We start from the raw sequence: 19,931 nt of genomic DNA, 5'->3' as shown, positions 1-19,931 counted from the left end.
CGAGGCCGTTTCGCCATGACCGATAAAGAAGTAAAGGCGCCAAAGATCGAATTCCCGGTGACGGACTATCCCGTCAAGGTGATCAGCGATACCGGTGTGGGCAACAAAGACAAGATCCTCGAGATCATGCGTAAACACGCAACGATCAACGACAACCGTGTGGATGAGCGCTTGAGCACCAACGGTAAGTACACCACGATCCAGTTGCACATCGTTGCGACCGGTCAAGACCAGCTTTACGACATCAACAGCGAACTGCGAGCCACCGGTTTCGTACATATGGTGTTGTGATGTCGCAGGTCCTGGGCTTTCGCGAGCTCGGCCAGATGGCGTACGAGCCGGTCTGGCACGCCATGCAGCGCTTTACCAATGAGCGCGGCAGCTCGGCTCCCGACGAAATCTGGCTGGTGGAACACCCGCCGGTATTCACCCAGGGCCAGGCTGGCAAGGCTGAGCATCTACTACTTCCGGGTGATATTCCGGTGGTGCAGGTCGACCGAGGTGGTCAAGTGACTTACCATGGGCCTGGACAACTGGTGGCTTATTTGCTGCTGGATGTGCGCAAGCTGGGTTACGGCGTGCGTGAGCTGGTCAGTCGCATGGAAAACTGCCTGATCGAGCTGCTGGCCAGTTATGGTGTGACTGCCGTGGCCAAGCCCGATGCTCCAGGTGTGTATGTCGACGGCGCGAAAATCGCCTCCCTGGGCCTGCGCATCCGCCATGGCTGTTCCTTTCATGGCCTGGCCCTGAACGTGGACATGGACCTGGCGCCGTTTCGCCGGATCAATCCCTGTGGTTACGCCGGTTTGGCCATGACCCAGTTGAGTGATCACGCAACACCCCTAGAATTTGCCGAGGTAAGTGCCCGGCTGCGCGCGCAGCTCGTCAAACACCTCGACTATGCTGAGCAGACGACCCTGACGGGCGGAATCGACTGATATGACTACTGATGTTGTGCAAACCATGATCCCGACGCTGGACATTACCGAGCGTCCGGCCCCGGCTCCGCGTGCCAAGGTGGAAGCCGGCGTCAAGCTGCGCGGCGCCGAGAAGGTTGCACGCATCCCGGTGAAGATCATTCCGACCACCGAACTGCCGAAAAAGCCCGACTGGATCCGCGTGCGCATCCCGGTCTCGCCGGAAGTCGACCGTATCAAGGCGCTGCTGCGTAAGCACAAGCTGCACAGTGTGTGCGAAGAGGCCTCCTGCCCGAACCTGGGCGAGTGCTTCTCCGGCGGCACCGCGACCTTCATGATCATGGGTGACATCTGCACCCGTCGTTGCCCGTTCTGCGACGTTGGCCATGGCCGGCCGAAGCCACTGGACGTCAACGAGCCGGAAAGCCTGGCCATCGCCATCGCCGACCTGAAACTCAAGTACGTGGTGATCACCTCGGTAGACCGCGATGACCTGCGCGACGGCGGTGCCCAGCACTTTGCCGACTGCATCCGCGAAATCCGCAAACTGTCGCCGAACGTGATGCTCGAGACCCTGGTCCCGGACTACCGTGGCCGTATGGACGTCGCCCTGGAAATTACCGCCGCCGAGCCGCCAGATGTGTTCAACCACAACCTGGAAACCGTTCCGCGCCTGTACAAGGCTGCGCGTCCGGGTTCGGACTACCAGTGGTCGCTGACCCTGCTGCAGAAATTCAAGCAGATGATGCCGCACATCCCGACCAAGTCCGGGCTGATGCTGGGCCTGGGCGAAACCGACGAAGAAGTCATCGAAGTCATGAAGCGCATGCGCGAACACGACATCGACATGCTGACTCTCGGCCAGTACCTGCAACCGTCGCGCAGCCACTTGCCGGTGCAGCGTTTCGTGCACCCGGACACCTTTGCCTGGTTTGCCGAAGAAGGCTACAAGATGGGCTTCAAGAACGTCGCGTCGGGCCCGCTGGTACGTTCGTCGTACCACGCCGACGAACAGGCCAAGCTGGTCAAGGCTAGCCTGGTTTCCTAAACCTTGGCGCCGATCCATTTGTGTGGATGGGCGTGTAGGGGGGCTGGTTTGTGTGGGAGCGGGCTTGCCCGCGATAGCATCGCCTCGGTGCAACTGATACACCGAGGCGTGTGCATCGCGGGCAAGCCCGCTCCCACAGTTCGTTGTGCTGTACAGAATAGGGAGAACCAAGGATGACTAACCCGCTTGCCACCGCCGTACCCGCCCTGCGCGCCGAAGGTGTGATCGGCCTCATTGCCCCCGCTGGCCCCGCCGCGCTGGATGTTGAAAAGGCCGGGCAATGGATGCGCGCCCGTGGCTACGAGCTGCGGATTTTCTCGGGGGTGTATGAGCGCGATGGCTATCTGGCCGGCAGCGATAAAGTACGCCTGCGCGACCTGCACGCTGCCTTCGCCGACCCCGAGATCGACGCCATCTTCTGTCTGCGCGGTGGCTACGGCACCCCACGCTTGCTCGATAGCGTGGATTTCGAGCTGCTGGCAGCCAATCCCAAGCCCTTCGTCGGCTACAGCGATATCACCGCGCTGCACTTGGCGATCAGCCGCTACGCCGGCTTCGTGACCTTCCACGGCCCGATGCTCAATGCCGACCTGCTCGGTGACAAGCAACAGCCCACTGAGTCATCACTGTTCAGCCTGCTGCGCGGCCAGCTGGGCGCTGGCAGTGTGCTGGCGCACCCAGTGGCGTACCCGCTGACCACCATTGAGCCTGGCATCGCCTGTGGGCGCTTGCTGGGGGGCAACCTGTCGATGATCGCGGCGGTGATGGGCACGCCCTTCGAGCTTGATGCCGAGGGCATCATCCTGTTTATCGAGGACGTCAACGAGCCAATCTATCGCATCGACCGCCTGCTGATGCACTTGCGCCTGGCGGGCAAGCTGGCGCAGGTGCGCGGTGTGCTGGTGGGGGATGTGGCGGGAGTGGATAACGTCGCGCTGGAGCGGCTGTTGAAACAGACCTTCCAACCGTTCTGTATTCCGGTCCTGTCCGGCTGGCGCAGCGGCCATTGCGACCCCAATCTGACCTTGCCGATGGGCGCCTTGGTGCGCCTGGATGCGGGGGAACAGCGGCTGGTGCTGGAGCAGGATGTGGTGTCTAGGCTCTGAGTGTTTTGCCGCCTGTCGGCACGCTATCGCGAGCAAGCTGGCTCCCACAGGGAATTGCATTCCAAATGTGGGAGCGGCAGTCGCCCTACACCGATCTAGCGGCTACGCAACGACTCCAACAACTTCACCGTCGGATATCCATCCGCCGGCCAGCCCAACGACTGCTGCGCCGCACGAATCGCCTTGCGCGTATTGGCGCCGATAATCCCGTCCGGGTTGCCGGCCTCATAGCCATTGGCGCTCAACACCGTCTGCAACTCGATGCGCTGGGAGCGGGTCAGTGGCAGTTCATCGGTTGGCCAATCGCCGCGAATCACCCCACCGCCGCCAAAACGCTCGGACAACAGGCCGACCGCCAGGGCGTATGACGACGAGTTGTTGTACTTGAGGATTGCGCGGAAGTTATCCAGCACCAGGAACGCCGGGCCACGGTGGCCGGCCGGCAGCAGCAGGGCGGCCGACAGCGTTTCTACGTTGGGCGGCACGCTGGCACCGGCCGGCACCTGCAGGCCCAGCTTCAACCATTCGCCGACCGGCTTGCGCACCACGCCATCAGCCAGGGCGTAATCGAAGTTTGTCGGCAATTGCTGCACCTCAAAGCCCCACGGCTGGCCTTTCTGCCAGCCCGAGCTTTGCAGGTAGTGCGCAGTGGAGGCGAGGGCGTCGGCCGAGCTGTTCCAGATGTCGCGGCGACCGTCGCCGTCGAAGTCCACGGCGTGGGTGTTGTAGGTGGTCGGTATGAACTGGGTCTGGCCCATGGCGCCGGCCCACGAGCCGCGCATCTGTTCGGCTGGAATGTCACCGTGCTGGATGATTTGCAGCGCGGCCAGCAACTGCGCCTGGGCGAATGCCGGGCGGCGGCCTTCATAGGCCAGGGTCGCCAGGGAGCGGATCACCGAGTTATTGCCCTGGAACGAACCGAAGTTACTTTCCATGCCCCACACCGAGACCAGCACCTGGCGATCAACGCCGTAGCGCTGTTCGATGCTTTGCAGGATATCGGCGTGCTTGATCAGCAAGGCCTGGCCATTGCGTACGCGCAGCGCCGACAAGGCACCGTTGAGGTATTCCCACACCGGGCGGGAAAATTCCGGCTGGCTGCGGTCGGCGCGGATGACCGCCATGTCGGGGGTGACGTTGGCGAAGGCGGTGTCGAATACCGTCGGGGTGATACCGGCCTTCAGGGCCTCGACGCGAAAACCTGCCTGCCATTCGGCGAAGGTCTGGGTCGGTTGGATATCGAGATTGGTCACGGCCAGGGGCGCAACTATGGCGGGGGCGGCAACCGGTGCGGTCTGGAGCGTGGGCAGGGGCTGAGCGTCGGCGGCGGTGGGTTTTTCGGCGCAGGCGACTAACAGGATCAGGCTGGAGGCAGCAATCAATTGGCGAAGGTGCCAACGACGGGAAAGACTAGAGGGCATGCACAGGTCCAGGAAATACGAATCAGGTGCAGACCTTATCATGCCAGAGGGGCGCTTGCCTTCAGGCAGCCAGAAAGTAAGAAGCCTCCCAGCTATTAGACTGGAAGGCTTCGCGGCGGTAGCTGCCTTTGCCTTTGCCGGCGCGTTCCTGGCGACTGCGGAACAACGGCTGGGCGATGATGGATTTGGCCTTGTTGGGGCCATGCTTGGATGGCTTTTTGCTCATGATCGGGACTCTCCGATGGGGTGGGTGATGCGGTGCAAATCATCTGCCGAAGTCTGCCGGCTGTCCAGCCCGGCGCGATGTAGGAAATATCAAAAACCTGAATACGGCGACGATCAAAACTGTAGGAGCTGGCTTGCCTGCGATGGCATCACCACCGCGTGACTGACACACCGAGGCGCCTGCATCGCAGGCAAGCCAGCTCCTACATTGGTTTTGTGGTGGTTGGGCGAGCGTGCTATTCGGCGGGCAGTGCCAGGCGCTGGCCGGACATCAGCAGCGACAAACGGCTCAAGCTCATCCACGGCGACCCTGCGGCCTGGCCCTTGATCTGCGCGTCGATGCGTTGGGCTTCGAGCAACAATTGCGCCCAGCGTTGCGCCGAGTGCCGTTGCAGGGCCTTGCTCATCAGGGGCTTGCGCTTGTCCCACACCGGCGGGCGGGCCTGGCTGAAGGCCTTGTCCAGAGGGGTGCCCTGGCTGTACTGCAGGGCGATATTGGCCAGCAAGCGCAGTTCCCGGGCCAGGGCCCAGAGAATCACCGGCGGCTCGACCCCTTCACCGCGCAGCCCTTCGAGCATGCGCAAGGCGTGGGCCGCATCACCATTGAGGATTGCGTCCACCAGCCCGAATACGTCAAAGCGTGCGCTGTCGGCCACCGCGCCCTGCACGGTCTCGACGGTGATCTGGCCACCTTCGGCCATCAGCTTGAGCTTTTCGATTTCCTGGGCCGCCGCCAGTAGGTTGCCTTCAACCCGGGCCGCGATCAGTTCGACCGCGTCCTGGCTGGCAGACAATCCGGCTTGCGACAGGCGCTGGCGAATCCATTGCGGCAACTGACTGCTGTCCACCGGCCAGATCTGGATGAACTGGGTCTGTGCCCCTTCCACCAGCGCCTTGCCCCATTTGGTTTTCTGCGCACTGCCATCGAGCTTGGGCAGGCTGATCAGCAACAGCGTGTCCTCGGCGGGGCGGGCGCAGTATTCCATCAGGGCCGCCGCGCCTTTGTCGCCGGGCTTGCCCGAGGGCAGGCGCAGTTCCAACAGGCGTTTTTCGGCAAACAGCGACATGCTGGCCCCGGCCTGGAGCAGGGTGCCCCAGTCGAAGCTGGCGTCGGCGCTGAACACCTGGCGCTCATCAAAGCCTTGCTGGCGCGCAGCCTGGCGAATGGTGTCGGCGGCTTCCTGGCACAACAGCGGATCATCGCCACTGACGATGTACACAGGCGCGAGGTTGCCTTGCAGGTGTTTGGCGAGTTGGGCGGGGGCGAGTTTCATAGGCTGGATGGACAGGGCGCATGACGCGCCCCGTCTGGTTTACTCGGCAGGGACTTCAACAGGCGATTGCTTGGGAATGCTGTTTTCATAGTCCTGCGCGGCTTTCAGCGCCTCCGCATCCGCCTTGGCCTTGGCGTCGGCAGTCTGCTGCAGGGCATCGAGCTGGGCCGGGCTGATCATCTGCAGGCGCAGGACCATACGCTGGACCAGGTCACGGCGCATTTCACTGAGCACCTGATTGACCTCAGTGTCGGAACCGACCAGGTTGTTGCCGTCATGCGTCACGACTTTCTGCACCTGCAGCTTGTCGCTGATCAGCGGCAACTGGTCGCGGCCCTGGATCTGGAAAAACAGCACGTTGCTCATCTCGATATCCGAAGAGCGGCCGGCACTGGCGTAGCTGAGGTTACGCTGGGTTTCTTTTTCGTCGACCAGTACCAGCTTGTAAGGCGCTCCGGTATAGACTTTGACGCCGCTGTTTTCCAGGGTTTGGCGCAGCTGGGTCACGGTTTCGCCATAGGCGTTGCGCGCGCTGACATCCAATTCCTTGATCGCCAGTTCCGTGGTGCCGGTGCCGCGCAGCTGGAAGCCGCAAGCGCTCAGCAGTACGGCAAGGCCCATAACCAGCAGGTTGCGTTTGATCATTTTATTGCTCCCCTTGAAACCATGTGGGCCTTATCGAGGCCCTGGAGGTTTTGTTCGGCGCCAGGGCTCTTGCCCTGGCGCCCGATCCGATTAGCTAGCGACGATATTGACCAGTTTACCGGGCACTACGATCACTTTGCGGATCGTCAGGCCTTCGGTGAAGCGCAGCACGTTCTCATTGCAGCGCGCGGCGGCTTCTACTTCTTCGCGGCTGGCGCTGGCAGGCATGTCGATCTGGCCGCGCAGTTTACCGTTGACCTGAATCACCAGTTGCAGCGTGTCCTGGACCAGGGCGCTGTCATCCGCGACCGGCCATGCAGCATCGATCACCGCGCCGCTGTGGCCCAACTGGCTCCACAGGTCGTGGCTGATGTGCGGGGTGATCGGCGCCAGCAGCAGGACGACTGCTTCCAGACCTTCCTGCACCAGTGCACGGTCCTGTTCGCTTGCCTGCGGGGCTTTTTCCAGCACGTTCATCAGCGTCATCACTTGGGCGATGGCGGTGTTGAATTTGTGGTGCTGGCCCACGTCCTGGCTGGCTTGCTTGATGGCCAGGTGGGTGCTGCGGCGAATGAGTTTCTGCTCGTCGCTCAACGACGCCACGTCCAGTTTGCCCGGCAAGCCCTGGCTGATATGGGCATGGGCCAGGCGCCAGACGCGCTTGAGGAAGCGGTGCGAACCTTCGACGCCAGAGTCCGACCATTCGGCGCTCATATCGGGCGGCGAGGCGAACATCATGAACAGGCGGCAGGTGTCGGCGCCGAACTGGTCGATCATCGACTGCGGGTCGACGCCGTTGTTCTTCGACTTGGCCATCTTCTCGGTACCGCCGATTTCCACCGGCAGGCCGTCGGATTTCAACTTGGCACTGATCACCTTGGCTTTGCTGTCACGCTCCAACTCGACGTCCGCCGGGTTGAACCAGGTGTAGGCGCCATTGGCTTCGCGGCGATAGTAAGTCTCGGCGATCACCATGCCCTGGGTCAGCAGGTTCTTGAACGGCTCGTCGGAGCTGACCAGGCCTTCGTCACGCATCAGCTTGTGGAAGAAGCGCGCGTACAGCAGGTGCAGGATCGCGTGTTCGATACCACCGATGTACTGATCCACCGGCAACCAGTGGTCGGCTGCGGATTTTTCCACCAGGCCGCCTTCATAGTGCGGCGAGGCGTAGCGGGCGTAGTACCACGAGGACTCGACGAAGGTGTCCATGGTGTCGGTTTCACGCTTGGCAGGCTGGCCGCATTTCGGGCAGTTGCACTCGTAGAACTCGGGCATGCGCGCCAGCGGCGAACCGGCGCCGTCCGGCACCACGTCTTCGGGCAGGACGACCGGCAGTTGGTCTTCCGGCACCGGCACGTCACCACAGGTTTCGCAGTGGATGATCGGGATCGGGCAGCCCCAGTAGCGCTGGCGGCTGATGCCCCAGTCGCGCAGGCGGAATTGGGTGCGCGAGGCACCGAGGTTTTTCTTGATCAGGGCGACTTCAATGGCGTCGAAAGCGCCTACGAAGTCCAGGCCGTCGAACTCGCCGGAGTTGATCAGGGTACCGTGTTCGCCGTAGGCGTCTTGCCATGGGGCCGGGTTGGTATCACCGGAACTGGTACGCACCACAGACTTGATCGGCAGGTTGTACTTGGTGGCGAATTCGAAATCGCGCTCGTCGTGAGCAGGCACTGCCATTACTGCACCATCGCCGTAGTGCATCAGCACATAGTTGGCGACCCAAACCGGCAGTTTTTCACCGGTCAGTGGGTGCTCGACGAACAGCCCGGTCGGCAGGCCTTTTTTCTCCTGGGTGGCGACGTCGGCTTCAGCCACGCTGCCGCCTTTGCATTCGGCGATAAAGGCCTGCAGCTCAGGGTTGTTCTGTGCAGCTTGGGTGGCCAGCGGGTGTTCGGCGGCCACGGCGACGTAGGTCGCGCCCATCAGGGTGTCCGGACGGGTGGTGAAAACTTTCAGAGCGCCCGTTTCACCGATGGAATCGACGTTGTACGGGAACTGCACTTCCATGCCCTTGGACTTGCCGATCCAGTTGCGCTGCATGGTCTTGACCTGTTCAGGCCAGCCCGGCAGGTCGTCTAGGCTCGACAAGAGTTCATCGGCGTAGGCGGTGATCTTGAAGTAGTACATCGGGATTTCGCGCTTTTCGATCAGCGCGCCGGAACGCCAGCCACGGCCGTCGATCACTTGCTCGTTGGCGAGGACGGTCTGGTCGATCGGGTCCCAGTTCACGGTGCCGCTTTTTTTGTAGATCACGCCTTTTTCGAACAGGCGGGTGAACAGCCATTGTTCCCAGCGGTAGTAGTCCGGCTTGCAGGTGGTCACTTCGCGGGACCAGTCCACGGCCAGGCCCAGGCTGCGCAGCTGGGTCTTCATGTAGGCGATGTTCTCGTAGGTCCACTTGGCGGGCGCTACGTTGTTTTTCATCGCGGCGTTTTCCGCAGGCATGCCGAAGGCGTCCCAACCCATAGGTTGCAGGACGTTTTTGCCGAGCATGCGCTGGTAGCGGGAAATCACGTCGCCGATGGTGTAGTTACGCACGTGCCCCATGTGTAGTTTGCCGCTGGGGTAAGGGAACATGGATAGGCAGTAGTAAGTCTCCTTGCCTGGCTGTTCACTGACTTCAAAGGACTTTTGCTCGTCCCAGAAAGTTTGGGCGGCATTTTCTATTTCACGGGGCTGATATTGTTCGTGCATGGCTACTTTTGAACTGAATAGGGGTGGCCTAATCCTCTTCGGTGCATTGTCCGGGTTGAGCGACACCAAAAAGCGGCGCGTCCGTGCCCAAACCCTGCGGGAAGTGGAGTTACAGGAAGCGCCGTAGCATACATGACCCCACTCTATCGAGGGAAACCCTGATTGCGCCGCGCAGGCCGTTGGTCGCGGCGCGCGGTTGGTTGCGTCAGCGCAGCTACGCTGTTTATTGGGGAGTGAGACTTATCTTTAATGAGGTGAGGGGATGGTTGATTTGCAGCGAATGAGAACGAAACCGGAAGTGTATGAAGGACTGATCGACCGCTTGGGTCGAGCACTGGACGCAGCAAGAACCGCAGGCCGATTGCGTGACGAACGGCCTGATGAGCTGGAACTGCGAGGCTTGAGCCCTGCAGAGTTTGAAGTGATCAAGGCCTACCTGGACTTGAACGCGCGCCCGATCCCGCAATGGGTGGCTCCTGTGCCAGCCAGGGAAGCGGTGCGATCGTCCAAGGTGGTATGGCTCAAGGACTTGTCCGCCGGCCGCAGCCCGGAAAAGCTGCGGTCTGTGCGATTCAAGTAACCTGATCAGCGTTATCCACCGCTGGTAAAGATTGTCGCTAAACCCCGTTACACCTTAGGCTTCGGGCATCTTTGGAGATGCTCGATGCCTATTCGTTATTTCATCAAACAATTATTGCTGCCGCCCGGCATTCTCTTGCTGCTGCTGGCCCTTGCCTGGTGGTTTCGCCGCACCCGTCCACGCTTGGCCGGCGTGTGCTTTGCCCTCGGGTTTGGCGGGATGTGGCTGATCAGCTTGCCGGTGATGGTGGAGTGGGGCGCACGCGCCTTGGAAACCGAGCCGCCATTGGCCGTGGAAGACTGGGCCAGCCTGGCAGAACGGGCCGATGCCATTGTGGTGCTGGGCTCGGGCCGCGAGCGCGGTGATCCGGCCTGGGGCGCCGATCAGCCGACCGGTATTGGCCTGGAGCGCCAGCGCTACGCGGCGCGATTGGCCAAGGCGTCCGGGCTGCCGGTGCTGACCAGCGGCGGCCTGCACTACGGCACGCCGCCCAGCGAGGCGCAGTTGATGGCGGTGTCGATGCAGCAAGACTTTGGCGTGGCCGTGCGCTGGAAGGAAGAGCGCAGCCGCACCACCTGGGAAAATGCGCAGATGAGTGCCGAAATCCTGTTGCCCCAGGGCGTCAAGCGCGTGGTAGTCGTGACCCAGGCCTGGCATATGCCGCGTTCGGTGTGGAGCTTCGAGAAGGCCGGCTTTACCGTGGTGCCGGCGCCGGTCGGCTTCCTGGGGGTGGACAATGCCCGGCCGCTGGGCGGCTGGATGCCGGAATTCAAGTCGATCTGGCAGAGCGGGCAGTTGATCAATGAGGCGGTGGGGCAGGTAGGTTACCGCCTGTTCTATCGTTAACGCCGCAAATCAACATATGGGGCTTGTGTGGGAGCGGGCTTGCCCGCGATGGCGGTGGGTCAGTCACTAAAAATGCTGACTGATACACCGCCATCGCGGGCAAGCCCGCTCCCACAAAAAGCCCGCTGCCACATTGGGTCTTGGGTGTCTGTCAGACGGTCTTGGCCATGCGCCCGGCCAGCAGGGCCCAGCCAAACAGCCCCAGGCACAGGATGATCAGCGGCCACGAACGCCATTGCAGGTACGGCGTCAGGTTGTGCATCGGTACGACCTCGCCGTAGAGAATGCCGCGCTCGAACTGCGGGATCTGCTCGGTAATCTGCCCGAACGGGTTGATCAGGCCGGTCACGCCGTTGTTGGTGGCACGGATCATCCAGCGGCCGGCTTCGAGGGCGCGCATTTGGGCCATTTGCAGGTGCTGCAAGGGGCCGATGGAGGTGCCGAACCAGGTGTCATTGCTGATGGTCAGCAGTAAGTCGCTGCGGGCGGCGAGGCCGGCGGCGAACTCCGGATAGACCACTTCGTAGCAGATATACGGCGCGATCTGATAACCCTTGGCTTGCAGCATGGCCTGGTCCTCAGGCCCGCGGGCGAAGTCCGACATCGGCAGGTCGAAGAACGCGATCAGCCCGCGCAATACATCCTGCAGCGGTACGTACTCGCCAAAGGGCACCAGCTTCTGCTTCAAATAGGTGCCATCGCCTTGACCGACCACGGTGATGCCATTGAAGTAGCGCTTCTCATGGCGTACTTCCTGGCGGATCGGCACGCCGGTGATCATCGCCGCGTTCCGGTCGGCAGCGAATTTGCCCATCATCCCCAGGTAGCCCTCGACGGACTCCTTGAGCACCGGCACGGCGGTTTCCGGCCAGATCAGCAGGTCCACGCGCTTGGAGGCAAAACTCATGTCGCGGTACAGCGCCAGTTGCGCGTTGAGCTGGGCTGGGTCCCACTTCATGCTCTGCTCGACATTGCCCTGGATCGCCGCGACGGTCAGCGGTTCACCGGCGGGGCTGGTCCAGGCGTAGTGCTTGAGCCCCAGGCCAATGGCCCAGGGCGCAACCAGCAGCACCAGGCCTGCGCCGATAAACGCGTTGCGCCTGGCTGCCAGCAAACGCGGCAGGTTGACGAGCAGTGCCGCGCTCAAGGCCAGGGCAAACGAAATCAGCCACACCCCGCCCAGCGGCGCGAGCCCGGCCAGCGGGCCGTCAAGTTGACTGTAACCGGAGTACAACCAAGGGAAACCGGTGAGGAACCAGCCGCGAAACGCTTCCTGGCCCACCCATAGCGCGGCAAACGCCAAGGCATCGGCCAGCGGCGCTTCGTTACGGCGCAGCCAGCGCGCCCAGAGCCAGGCGGGCAGGGCAAAGAACAGCGCAATCGCGGCGGTGAACGCGAGCATCAACAGCCCGGCCAGCAACACCGACGCGCCGCCAAAGTGATGGATGCTGTAGTAGATCCAACTGGTGCCCGCGCCAAACAGGCCAAAGCCGAAACACCAGCCACGCCCGAAGGCCTGGCGGGGTGTCAGTTGGCGCATCCCGGCATAGAACACCCCGACCGCCACCAGCGCCAGCGGCCAGATATCGAACGGCGCCAGCGCCAGGGTGGTGATAGCACCGGCCACCACGGCCAGCAGGTTACCGGGCCAGCCGGGTGCGGTGAGACGGCGCATATCAGTCCTTAGCGGGCAATAGGTGTCAGGCGGATCAGGTGGATGCGACGGCTATCGGCATTCAGGATGCGGAAGCGATAGGCGCCGATCTCGGTGGTTTCGTTACGCTTGGGCAAGTGACCAAACGCACTCATCACCAGGCCACCGACAGTGTCGAACTCATCGTCGGAGAATTCGCTGTCGAAGAACTCGTTGAAGTTCTCGATCGGCGTCAGCGCCTTGACCAGGAAGTCACCGCTGGGCAGCGGCTTGATGTAGCTGTCTTCTTCAACGTCGTGTTCGTCTTCGATATCGCCGACGATCTGTTCCAGCACGTCTTCGATGGTCACCAGGCCGGCGACACCGCCGTATTCGTCAATGACGATGGCCATGTGATTGTGGTTGGCGCGGAACTCGCGCAGCAGCACATTCAGGCGCTTGGATTCAGGCACGAAGGTCGCAGGACGCAGCAGGTCCTTGATGTTGAAGCTGTCGCCGTTCTCCTTGAGGATCAGCGGCAGCAGGTCCTTGGCCAGCAGGACACCCATGACGTCGTCATGGCTCTCGCCGATCACCGGGTAGCGCGAGTGCGCCGAGTCGATCACGGCCGGGAGGAATTCCCGTGGGGTCTGGGTCGCCTTGATGCTGATCATCTGCGAGCGCGGGACCATGATGTCCCGAACCTGCAGGTCAGCCACCTGGATGGCGCCTTCGACGATGGCCAGCGCTTCGCTGTCCAGCAACTTGTTCTGATGGGCCTCGCGCAGCAGCTCCAGCAGCTCCTGGCGGTTTTTCGGCTCGTGGGCAAAAGCCTGGGTCAGTTTACCCAGCCATGACTTTTGCCCGTTGCTCGATCGGTCTTCGCTCATAGCGATTACTCTAAATCCTTGATTGTTTCAGTTGAGTGTCGATTAGTGTTCGTCGTCTGCATAGGGGTCAGGATGACCCAACTCTGCAAGCAACGTTCGTTCCAGTGCTTCCATTTCTTCGGCTTCTTCATCATCTATATGGTCGTAACCCAACAGATGCAAGCAGCCGTGCATGACCAAGTGGGCCCAGTGGGCCTCCAGGGCCTTGCCTTGTTCCTTTGCTTCGCGCTCCACCACCGCGACGCAGATCACCAGGTCACCCAGCAGCGGGATATCCAGCAGTTCATCCGGCACATCGGCGGGGAACGACAGTACATTGGTCGCGTAGTCTTTCTGGCGCCAGGTGTGATTCAGCTCGCGGCCTTCAGGTTCGTCCACCAGACGGATGGTCAGTTCCGAGTCGGCGCTGCGCTGGCGCAGGGCCAGTGTGCACCATTGGCGGAACTGTTCTTCGCTGGGGGCTGGCGCTTCAGTGGCCAGTTGCAGATCAAGCTCAAGCATCGCGGCGGTTGTCCTTCGACAGCCCGTCGTCGCGGTGTTCGAAGCGCTCGTAGGCCTCGACAATGCGCTGTACCAGCGGGTGACGCACCACATCCTTGGGCATGAAGTGGGTAAAGCTGATCCCCGGCACGTCCTTGAGCACCTCGATCACCTGGCCCAGGCCCGACTTGGTGCCCTTGGGCAGGTCGACCTGGGTGATATCACCGGTGATCACAGCGGTGGAGCCGAAACCGATACGGGTCAGAAACATCTTCATCTGCTCGACCGTGGTGTTCTGGCTTTCGTCGAGGATGATGAAGCTGTTGTTCAACGTGCGACCGCGCATATAGGCCAGCGGGGCGATCTCGATCACCTGGCGCTCGATCAGCTTGGCCACATACTCGAAGCCGAGCATTTCATACAGCGCGTCGTACAGCGGGCGCAGGTACGGGTCGATCTTCTGGGCCAGGTCGCCGGGCAGAAAGCCCAGTTTCTCGCCAGCTTCCACCGCCGGGCGCACCAACAAGATGCGTCGCACCTGTTCGCGCTCCAGGGCGTCTACCGCACAGGCTACGGCCAGGTAGGTCTTGCCGGTACCGGCCGGGCCGATGCCGAAGTTGATGTCGTTGCCGAGGATTTCTTTGACATAGCGCTGCTGATTCAAGCCGCGCGGGCGAATCATGCCTTTTTTGGTACGCAGTGCCACGCTGGCTTCGGCCACCGGGTTGTTGGCCAGGTCTTCCACGGCGGATTCCTGCAGGTACAGATGTACGGTTTCCGGCGACAGCTCGCTACCCTTGGTTTCGCGGTAGAGGCGACGCAGCAGGTTTTCTGCAGACGTGGTGTTTTGGGGGTCGCCAATCAGCTCGAATTGATTTCCGCGGTTGCGGATCTCGATGCTCAGGCGTTGTTCGATCAGGCGCAGGTGCTCGTCGAACTGTCCGCACAGATTGGCGAAGCGACGAGCCTCAAACGGCTCGAGGAGGAAACGATGGGGTTCTGCTATGGGTGCGTTCAAGGTTGCTTTTAGCCGCCCTTTGGCTGTTTAGGTGAAATAGAGGATAACGCCAGCCGCCGGTGTGCGAAAGCACTTAAGTTATCGGAATGCTGCGCGGTTCCCATGTGGGAGCGGGCTTGCTCGCGAACGCGGTGTGTCAGTCAATGCATCTGTCACTGATCCACTGCCTTCGCGAGCAAGCCCGCTCCCACATTTTGATCTCCACCAGTCAGGAGTATTGATGGGTTACTGGATCAGTGAGCCGCGCAGCGAGTGCGGTTGCGCCGCGTCGATGTGCACGTCGGCGAACTGGCCGATCAGCGTCGGGTTGTCGCAACGGAAATTGACGATCCGATTGTTCTCGGTACGTCCCTGCAACTCGCCCGGGTCTTTCTTCGAGTAATCGGTGACCAGGATGCGCTGGGTCGAGCCGACCATTTGTCGGCTGATCTCGAAACCTTGCTGGTTGAGGCGATGCTGCAAGGCGTTGAGGCGCTCCTTTTTCAGCTCCTCCGGGGTTTCGTCGACCAGGTCGGCAGCCGGTGTGCCGGGGCGCTGGCTGTAGACGAAGGAGTAGGAGAAGTCGAAACCGACGTCTTCAATCAGCTTCATGGTCTGCTGGAAGTCCTTCTCGGTCTCGCCAGGGAAACCAACGATAAAGTCCGAACTGATGCAGATGCCCGGCACGGCGGCGCGCAGTTTGCGCAGCTTGGACTTGTACTCCAGGGCCGTGTGGTTGCGCTTCATCGCCGAGAGGATGCGGTCCGAGCCCGATTGCACCGGCAAATGCAGGTGCTTGACCAGCTCCGGCACTTCGGCGTGGGCCTGGATCAGGCTGTCGGAGAACTCCAGCGGGTGCGAGGTGGTGTAGCGAATCCGCTCGATACCGTCTACCGCCGCGACCACGCGAATCAGCTCGGCCAGGTCCGCCAGGCGCCCATCGTGGGTCTGGCCGCGATAGCCGTTGACGTTCTGCCCCAGCAGGGTCACTTCACGCACGCCGTTTTCGGCCAGGTGGATGATTTCCGCCAGCACATCGTCGAACGGTCGGCTGACTTCTTCGCCCCGGGTATAAGGCACCACGCAGAAGGTGCAGTACTTGCTGCAACCTTCCATCACCGACACATAGGCGCTCGGGCCGTCGATGCGTGGCTCGGGCAGGTGGTCGAACTTTTCGATTTCCGGAAACGAGACGTCCACCTGCGGCAACTTGGTGATACGCGCAGCGTCGATCATTTCCGGCAGGCGGTGCAGGGTCTGCGGGCCGAAGACCACGTCGACATAGGGCGCGCGGTCGCGAATGGCCGCGCCTTCCTGGCTGGCCACGCAACCACCGACGGCGATCACCATGTCCGGGTTGGCCAGTTTCAGTTCACGCCAGCGGCCCAGCTGCGAGTAGACCCGATCCTGGGCCCGTTCGCGGATCGAGCAGGTATTGAGCAGGATCACGTCGGCATCTTCGGCGCGAGCCGTGACTTCCAGGGCCTGATGTTCACCCAGCAGATCGACCATGCGCGAGCTGTCGTACTCGTTCATCTGGCAACCGTGGGTTTCGATGTAAAGCTTCTTGGCCATGGGAATCGTCAACTGGTGGTAAAGAACCGCGCATTATAGGGGGCATGCCCATTGGTTCCTAGCACTGTGCATCGGGTGCCATGCTATAGTTCGCGCCCTCATTTATATCCGCCGATGTGCTGCCCGCCCCCCATGACCAAACGTGAAGCTCCAATCTACAAGGTGATTTTCCTTAACCAGGGCCAGGTGTTCGAAATGTACGCCAAACAGATCTATCAAAGTGATCTGTGGGGCTTCCTGGAAGTGGAAGAGTTCGTCTTTGGCGAGCGCACGCAGCTGGTCGTCGATCCGGGCGAGGAAAAGCTCAAGGCCCAGTTCGAAGGCGTGGTGCGCAGTTTTGTGCCGATGCATTCGATTGTGCGCATCGACGAAGTCGAGCGCCTGGGCACGCCCAAGATCAGCGAGGCGCGGGGTGTGAGCAATGTCATGCCGTTTCCGATGCCGATGCCGGAAAAGTAGAACGCTGGGCTCCAGACCCTGATTTGTAGGATTGTTCTGATAGTTATCTGTCACGTATTGACTGAGTGATAGAAAAATATCAGTTTGTGCTCATGCGCAGAGGACGCCATGAACACACCTATAAAAACACGCCTCCAACAGCAGCTGTCATCCAGATCGCCTTCCTATCGCGCGCTGGCGGCTTATATTTTGTCGAACTTGAGGGATCTGCCCTTCGAGAACTCGGCGATGGTGGCGCAGAAGCTTGCCATCAGTGAGTCCACCGTTGGCCGCTTCTGTCGCGCCGTGGGCTACAAGCATTTCAAAGACCTCAAGAACGAACTCAAGGATGACTTGGGCGATAGCCCCTGGTTGATCGGCGACCGGCTGCGCGCTTTCCAGCAGGAGGGTTCTGATAGCCAGCGTTCGTTGGCCCGCAGCCTGGAGTTGGAAATCGCGGCCCTGGTGCGGGTTTATGAATACACCCGTACCGTTCCCTGGCAGGCAGTGACCAGCAGGCTTGCGCAAACACCGCAGATTTTTGTCGCCGGTTTCGGGACTGAGCGCGGTACTGCCTGTTCCATGGCTCATATGCTGCAGTATCTGCGCCGTGGCGTGCATCTGCTGGATGGCGCCTCCGGTCATTTCGGCGAGGTATTGCTCGCTTCCCCGGCCGGTTCGATGCTGATTGTCTATGAAGCGCGACGTTATTCGCGCCAATCACTGCTGTTATGTCGCGAGGCTCGCAGCCGCAATATTCCCGTCACGCTGATTACCGATAACTTTTGCGAGTGGGCCGAGCAAAATGCCGACGAGGTATTCCGGGTGTCCACGGAGCTTGAGCTGCTATGGGACTCGACGTCGACCATGTTGTCCCTGACCCATTTGTTGATTAACGATATGTCGAAAAAGCTCGGTCCAGAGATGGAAGAGTATTTGCGTTCAATCGCACAGTTGCATCAAACATTTGTAGGTTATGTACAAAGTTGAACCTGCGTTGCAATTCGACTGTTAACGCACGACTGATTTTTATATAGCTCTTTGAGCCTTTATCAACGGACTTATTCGTTCGGGAGTAGCCCTGTGCGCGATCCTCGGTATGACATTCTTTTTGAATCAGTTCAAATAGGACCGGTTCGCACCCGTAACCGCTTTTATCAAGTGCCTCATTGCAACGGTATGGGGCATGTGCACCCCTCCGCCATGGCGAGTATGCGTGGCATCAAGGCCCAGGGAGGATGGGGCGTAGTTTGTACGGAGGAGTGCGAGATCAGCCCATACAGCGAGTTTTCTCCTTATATAGAAGCACGGTTGTGGGACGAGCGAGATATACCGGCGCTGGCGCGCATGTGTGAGGCGGTCCACCAGCACGGTTCACTGGCAGGCGTTGAACTGGCGTTCAATGGCTACTCCGCGCCGAATCGCTACAGCCGCGAAGTGCCGTGGGCCCCCTCTGACACTCCAGTGCGAGGGTATGACCCGGTCCAGGCGCGGGCCATGAGTCTTGCGGATATCAGGCAACTGCGTCAGATGCATCGGGCGGCCGCCTTGCGGGCGCGCTCGGCGGGTTTCGATATCGTCTATGTGTACGCCGGCCACGATCTGGGCTTGCCGTTTCATTTTCTGACACCGCGCAACAACCGTCGTACCGATGAGTACGGAGGGGTGTTGGAGAATCGCGTGCGCTTGTTGCGCGAGTTGATTGAAGACACTCGGGACGCGGTGGGCGACCGGTGTGCGGTCGCTGTGCGGTTGGCGGTGGATGAGCAGATCGCCGCTGGCCTGTCCCACGAAGGGGAGGGGGCCGAAATCTTCACCATGCTGGCTGACTTGCCAGACCTGTGGGATATCAATGTGGCCGACTGGTCGAACGACAGCATGACCTCGCGTTTTGCCAGCGAAGGTTATCAAGAGACCTTTTTATCCGGGCTGAAGGCGTTGACCAGCAAACCGCTGGTGGGTGTGGGGCGTTTTACCTCGCCGGATACCATGGTTTCCCTGGTCAGACGTGGCGTGCTGGACCTGATCGGTGCTGCCCGCCCGTCGATTGCCGACCCGTTCCTGCCCAAGAAGATTGAAGAAGGGCGGATGGATGAGATCCGCGAATGCATTGGCTGCAATGTCTGCGTCAGTGGCGACCACACCAGTACGCCCTTGCGATGCACGCAGAACCCGACCATGGGCGAAGAATGGCGGCGGGGCTGGCACCCCGAGTCGGTGAGCCCTGCACGCAGCTCAAGCCGCGCCCTGGTGGTCGGTGCAGGGCCCGCCGGGCTTGAATGTGCGCGTGTGCTGGGCGCGCGCGGCATGGAGGTCGCCTTGGTGGAGAGCTCGCGGACCCTGGGCGGGCGTGTGGCGCTTGAGTCAAAATTGCCCGGGTTGTCGAGTTGGTCGCGGGTGATCGACTATCGGCTGGATGCCCTGAGCCGCATGGACAGGGTGCAGATCTATCGGCAAAGCCCCCTGGAGGCTCAAGACGTACTGGACTTCGCCGCCGCGCACGTTTTTATTGCGACCGGCGCTCGCTGGCGTCGTGATGGCCTGGGCAGGGCGCTGCGTCAGGCCTTGCCCGGACTGGAAAGCCTGCCGATCCTGACCCCGGATGATGTGATGGGCGGTGCGCTTGCCCCTTCGCCAGTGCTGTTGTTCGACGACGATCATTACTACATGGGCAGCGTGCTGGCCGAGCGGTTGGTGGCCCAGGGCGTGGAGGTTGTCTTCGTCACCCCGGCAGCGGATGTTGCGGCCTGGACCCATAACACCCTTGAACAACATCGCATCCAGCGTCGCCTGCTAGAACTGGATGTCACCATCATCGCTTCCCACTCGCTGATGACGGTGACGTCTGATGGTGTGATTGCCAGCTGTGTCTATACCGGTCGGCCTCGTGTGATTGCTGTGGCCTCGCTGTTACTGGTGACGTCCCGCGAGCCCGAGCAGGCTTTGTTCCGGGCGCTCGACCGGCCTGACGAAGAGTTGCGAGAAGCCGGTATCCAGACTCTGCTCCCGATAGGTGACTGCCTGGCGCCGGGGACCATAGCGGCGGCGGTGTATGGCGGTCATCGCCAGGCGCGAGAATTTGACGCCCCTGCCGGCTCATTATTCATGCGTCGAGAAATTACATGTCTGGAGGTTATGTAGCGTTCTGTTGTTCTACAA

At 61.2% G+C, this 19,931-nt stretch carries 19 protein-coding genes; 9 read left to right on the top strand and 10 right to left on the bottom strand.

The features are described from left to right. Positions 1-15: 15 nt before the first annotated feature. From K1X80_RS25175 to K1X80_RS25160, 4 genes are all read left to right on the top strand, one after another. On the top strand, positions 16-291 hold the full coding sequence (locus K1X80_RS25175) for a DUF493 domain-containing protein (protein WP_029292256.1): 276 nt from the start codon (positions 16-18) through the stop codon (positions 289-291). After that, positions 291-938 carry a lipoyl(octanoyl) transferase LipB gene (lipB, locus tag K1X80_RS25170; RefSeq protein WP_057960700.1) on the top strand — a complete coding sequence of 216 codons (648 nt, stop codon included), beginning with the start codon at positions 291-293 and terminating at the stop codon, positions 936-938. Before K1X80_RS25175 ends, lipB begins: the two co-directional genes overlap by 1 nt. 25 nt (positions 939-963) lie before the next feature. Further along, positions 964-1,965: a lipoyl synthase gene (gene lipA / locus K1X80_RS25165; RefSeq protein WP_057444888.1), complete on the top strand. Its 1,002-nt coding sequence runs from the start codon at positions 964-966 to the stop codon at positions 1,963-1,965. A 173-nt stretch (positions 1,966-2,138) separates the two neighbouring features. Then, complete coding sequence (locus K1X80_RS25160; RefSeq protein ID WP_220172548.1) at positions 2,139-3,071, top strand: LD-carboxypeptidase; 933 nt, start codon at positions 2,139-2,141, stop codon at positions 3,069-3,071. A gap of 95 nt (positions 3,072-3,166) precedes the next feature. Here K1X80_RS25160 and K1X80_RS25155 read toward each other — a convergent pair whose 3' ends face one another. The 5 genes from K1X80_RS25155 to leuS form a co-directional block, all read right to left on the bottom strand. Then, positions 3,167-4,492 (bottom strand): lytic murein transglycosylase, encoded by a 1,326-nt coding sequence (locus tag K1X80_RS25155; protein WP_057960697.1) that lies wholly within the window; start codon positions 4,490-4,492, stop codon positions 3,167-3,169. A gap of 61 nt (positions 4,493-4,553) precedes the next feature. Next, a complete protein-coding gene (gene arfA, locus K1X80_RS25150; protein ID WP_003176285.1) occupies positions 4,554-4,718 on the bottom strand; it encodes an alternative ribosome rescue factor ArfA in 165 nt (54 codons plus the stop codon). 235 nt (positions 4,719-4,953) lie between these two features. Then, positions 4,954-5,991: a DNA polymerase III subunit delta gene (gene holA, locus K1X80_RS25145; RefSeq protein ID WP_057960696.1), complete on the bottom strand. Its 1,038-nt coding sequence runs from the start codon at positions 5,989-5,991 to the stop codon at positions 4,954-4,956. A 39-nt stretch (positions 5,992-6,030) separates the two neighbouring features. Next, complete coding sequence (gene lptE / locus K1X80_RS25140) at positions 6,031-6,636, bottom strand: LPS assembly lipoprotein LptE (protein ID WP_169989729.1); 606 nt, start codon at positions 6,634-6,636, stop codon at positions 6,031-6,033. Positions 6,637-6,726: 90 nt separating this feature from the next. Then, positions 6,727-9,333 carry a leucine--tRNA ligase gene (gene leuS, locus K1X80_RS25135; protein ID WP_220172547.1) on the bottom strand — a complete coding sequence of 869 codons (2,607 nt, stop codon included), beginning with the start codon at positions 9,331-9,333 and terminating at the stop codon, positions 6,727-6,729. A gap of 262 nt (positions 9,334-9,595) precedes the next feature. Here leuS and K1X80_RS25130 point away from each other — a divergent pair, with 262 nt between their 5' ends. Both K1X80_RS25130 and K1X80_RS25125 read left to right on the top strand, forming a co-directional pair. Continuing rightward, positions 9,596-9,913 (top strand): hypothetical protein, encoded by a 318-nt coding sequence (locus K1X80_RS25130; protein ID WP_057960693.1) that lies wholly within the window; start codon positions 9,596-9,598, stop codon positions 9,911-9,913. A gap of 84 nt (positions 9,914-9,997) precedes the next feature. Beyond that, positions 9,998-10,759, top strand: a complete 762-nt coding sequence (locus K1X80_RS25125) for a YdcF family protein (RefSeq protein ID WP_057439012.1) — start codon at positions 9,998-10,000, stop codon at positions 10,757-10,759. Between the two features lie 151 nt (positions 10,760-10,910). On the opposite strand, the gene lnt is transcribed toward K1X80_RS25125, so the two are convergent. The 5 genes from lnt to miaB all read right to left on the bottom strand — a co-directional run bounded on the left by lnt (position 10,911) and on the right by miaB (position 16,334). Next, the gene (gene lnt, locus K1X80_RS25120; protein ID WP_057960692.1) at positions 10,911-12,434 is read right to left on the bottom strand and encodes an apolipoprotein N-acyltransferase; all 1,524 of its coding nucleotides are present in this window, start codon (positions 12,432-12,434) and stop codon (positions 10,911-10,913) included. An 8-nt stretch (positions 12,435-12,442) separates the two neighbouring features. Further along, complete coding sequence (locus K1X80_RS25115) at positions 12,443-13,282, bottom strand: HlyC/CorC family transporter (protein ID WP_005791724.1); 840 nt, start codon at positions 13,280-13,282, stop codon at positions 12,443-12,445. Between the two features lie 42 nt (positions 13,283-13,324). Further along, positions 13,325-13,783, bottom strand: coding sequence for an rRNA maturation RNase YbeY (gene ybeY / locus K1X80_RS25110; protein ID WP_057960691.1), 459 nt, complete (start codon positions 13,781-13,783; stop codon positions 13,325-13,327). After that, a complete protein-coding gene (locus K1X80_RS25105; protein WP_200659146.1) occupies positions 13,776-14,780 on the bottom strand; it encodes a PhoH family protein in 1,005 nt (334 codons plus the stop codon). Before K1X80_RS25105 ends, ybeY begins: the two co-directional genes overlap by 8 nt. Positions 14,781-15,005: 225 nt before the next feature. After that, positions 15,006-16,334 (bottom strand): tRNA (N6-isopentenyl adenosine(37)-C2)-methylthiotransferase MiaB, encoded by a 1,329-nt coding sequence (miaB, locus tag K1X80_RS25100; RefSeq protein WP_057439015.1) that lies wholly within the window; start codon positions 16,332-16,334, stop codon positions 15,006-15,008. A gap of 132 nt (positions 16,335-16,466) precedes the next feature. On the opposite strand from miaB, the gene K1X80_RS25095 reads away from it, so the two are divergent. From K1X80_RS25095 to K1X80_RS25085, 3 genes are all read left to right on the top strand, one after another. Next, a complete protein-coding gene (locus tag K1X80_RS25095) occupies positions 16,467-16,793 on the top strand; it encodes a DUF1820 family protein (protein ID WP_003236992.1) in 327 nt (108 codons plus the stop codon). Positions 16,794-16,901: 108 nt separating this feature from the next. Next, positions 16,902-17,762, top strand: coding sequence for a MurR/RpiR family transcriptional regulator (locus K1X80_RS25090; protein WP_120734194.1), 861 nt, complete (start codon positions 16,902-16,904; stop codon positions 17,760-17,762). A gap of 93 nt (positions 17,763-17,855) precedes the next feature. Beyond that, entirely contained in the window at positions 17,856-19,913 is a 2,058-nt protein-coding gene (locus K1X80_RS25085; protein ID WP_120734193.1) for an FAD-dependent oxidoreductase, read from the top strand. Positions 19,914-19,931 lie beyond the last annotated feature (18 nt).

This window comes from Pseudomonas sp. So3.2b (assembly GCF_019464415.1).
Taxonomy (GTDB): Bacteria; Pseudomonadota; Gammaproteobacteria; order Pseudomonadales; family Pseudomonadaceae; genus Aquipseudomonas; species Aquipseudomonas shahriarae.
This window is presented reverse-complemented; position numbering and strand designations above follow the sequence as displayed.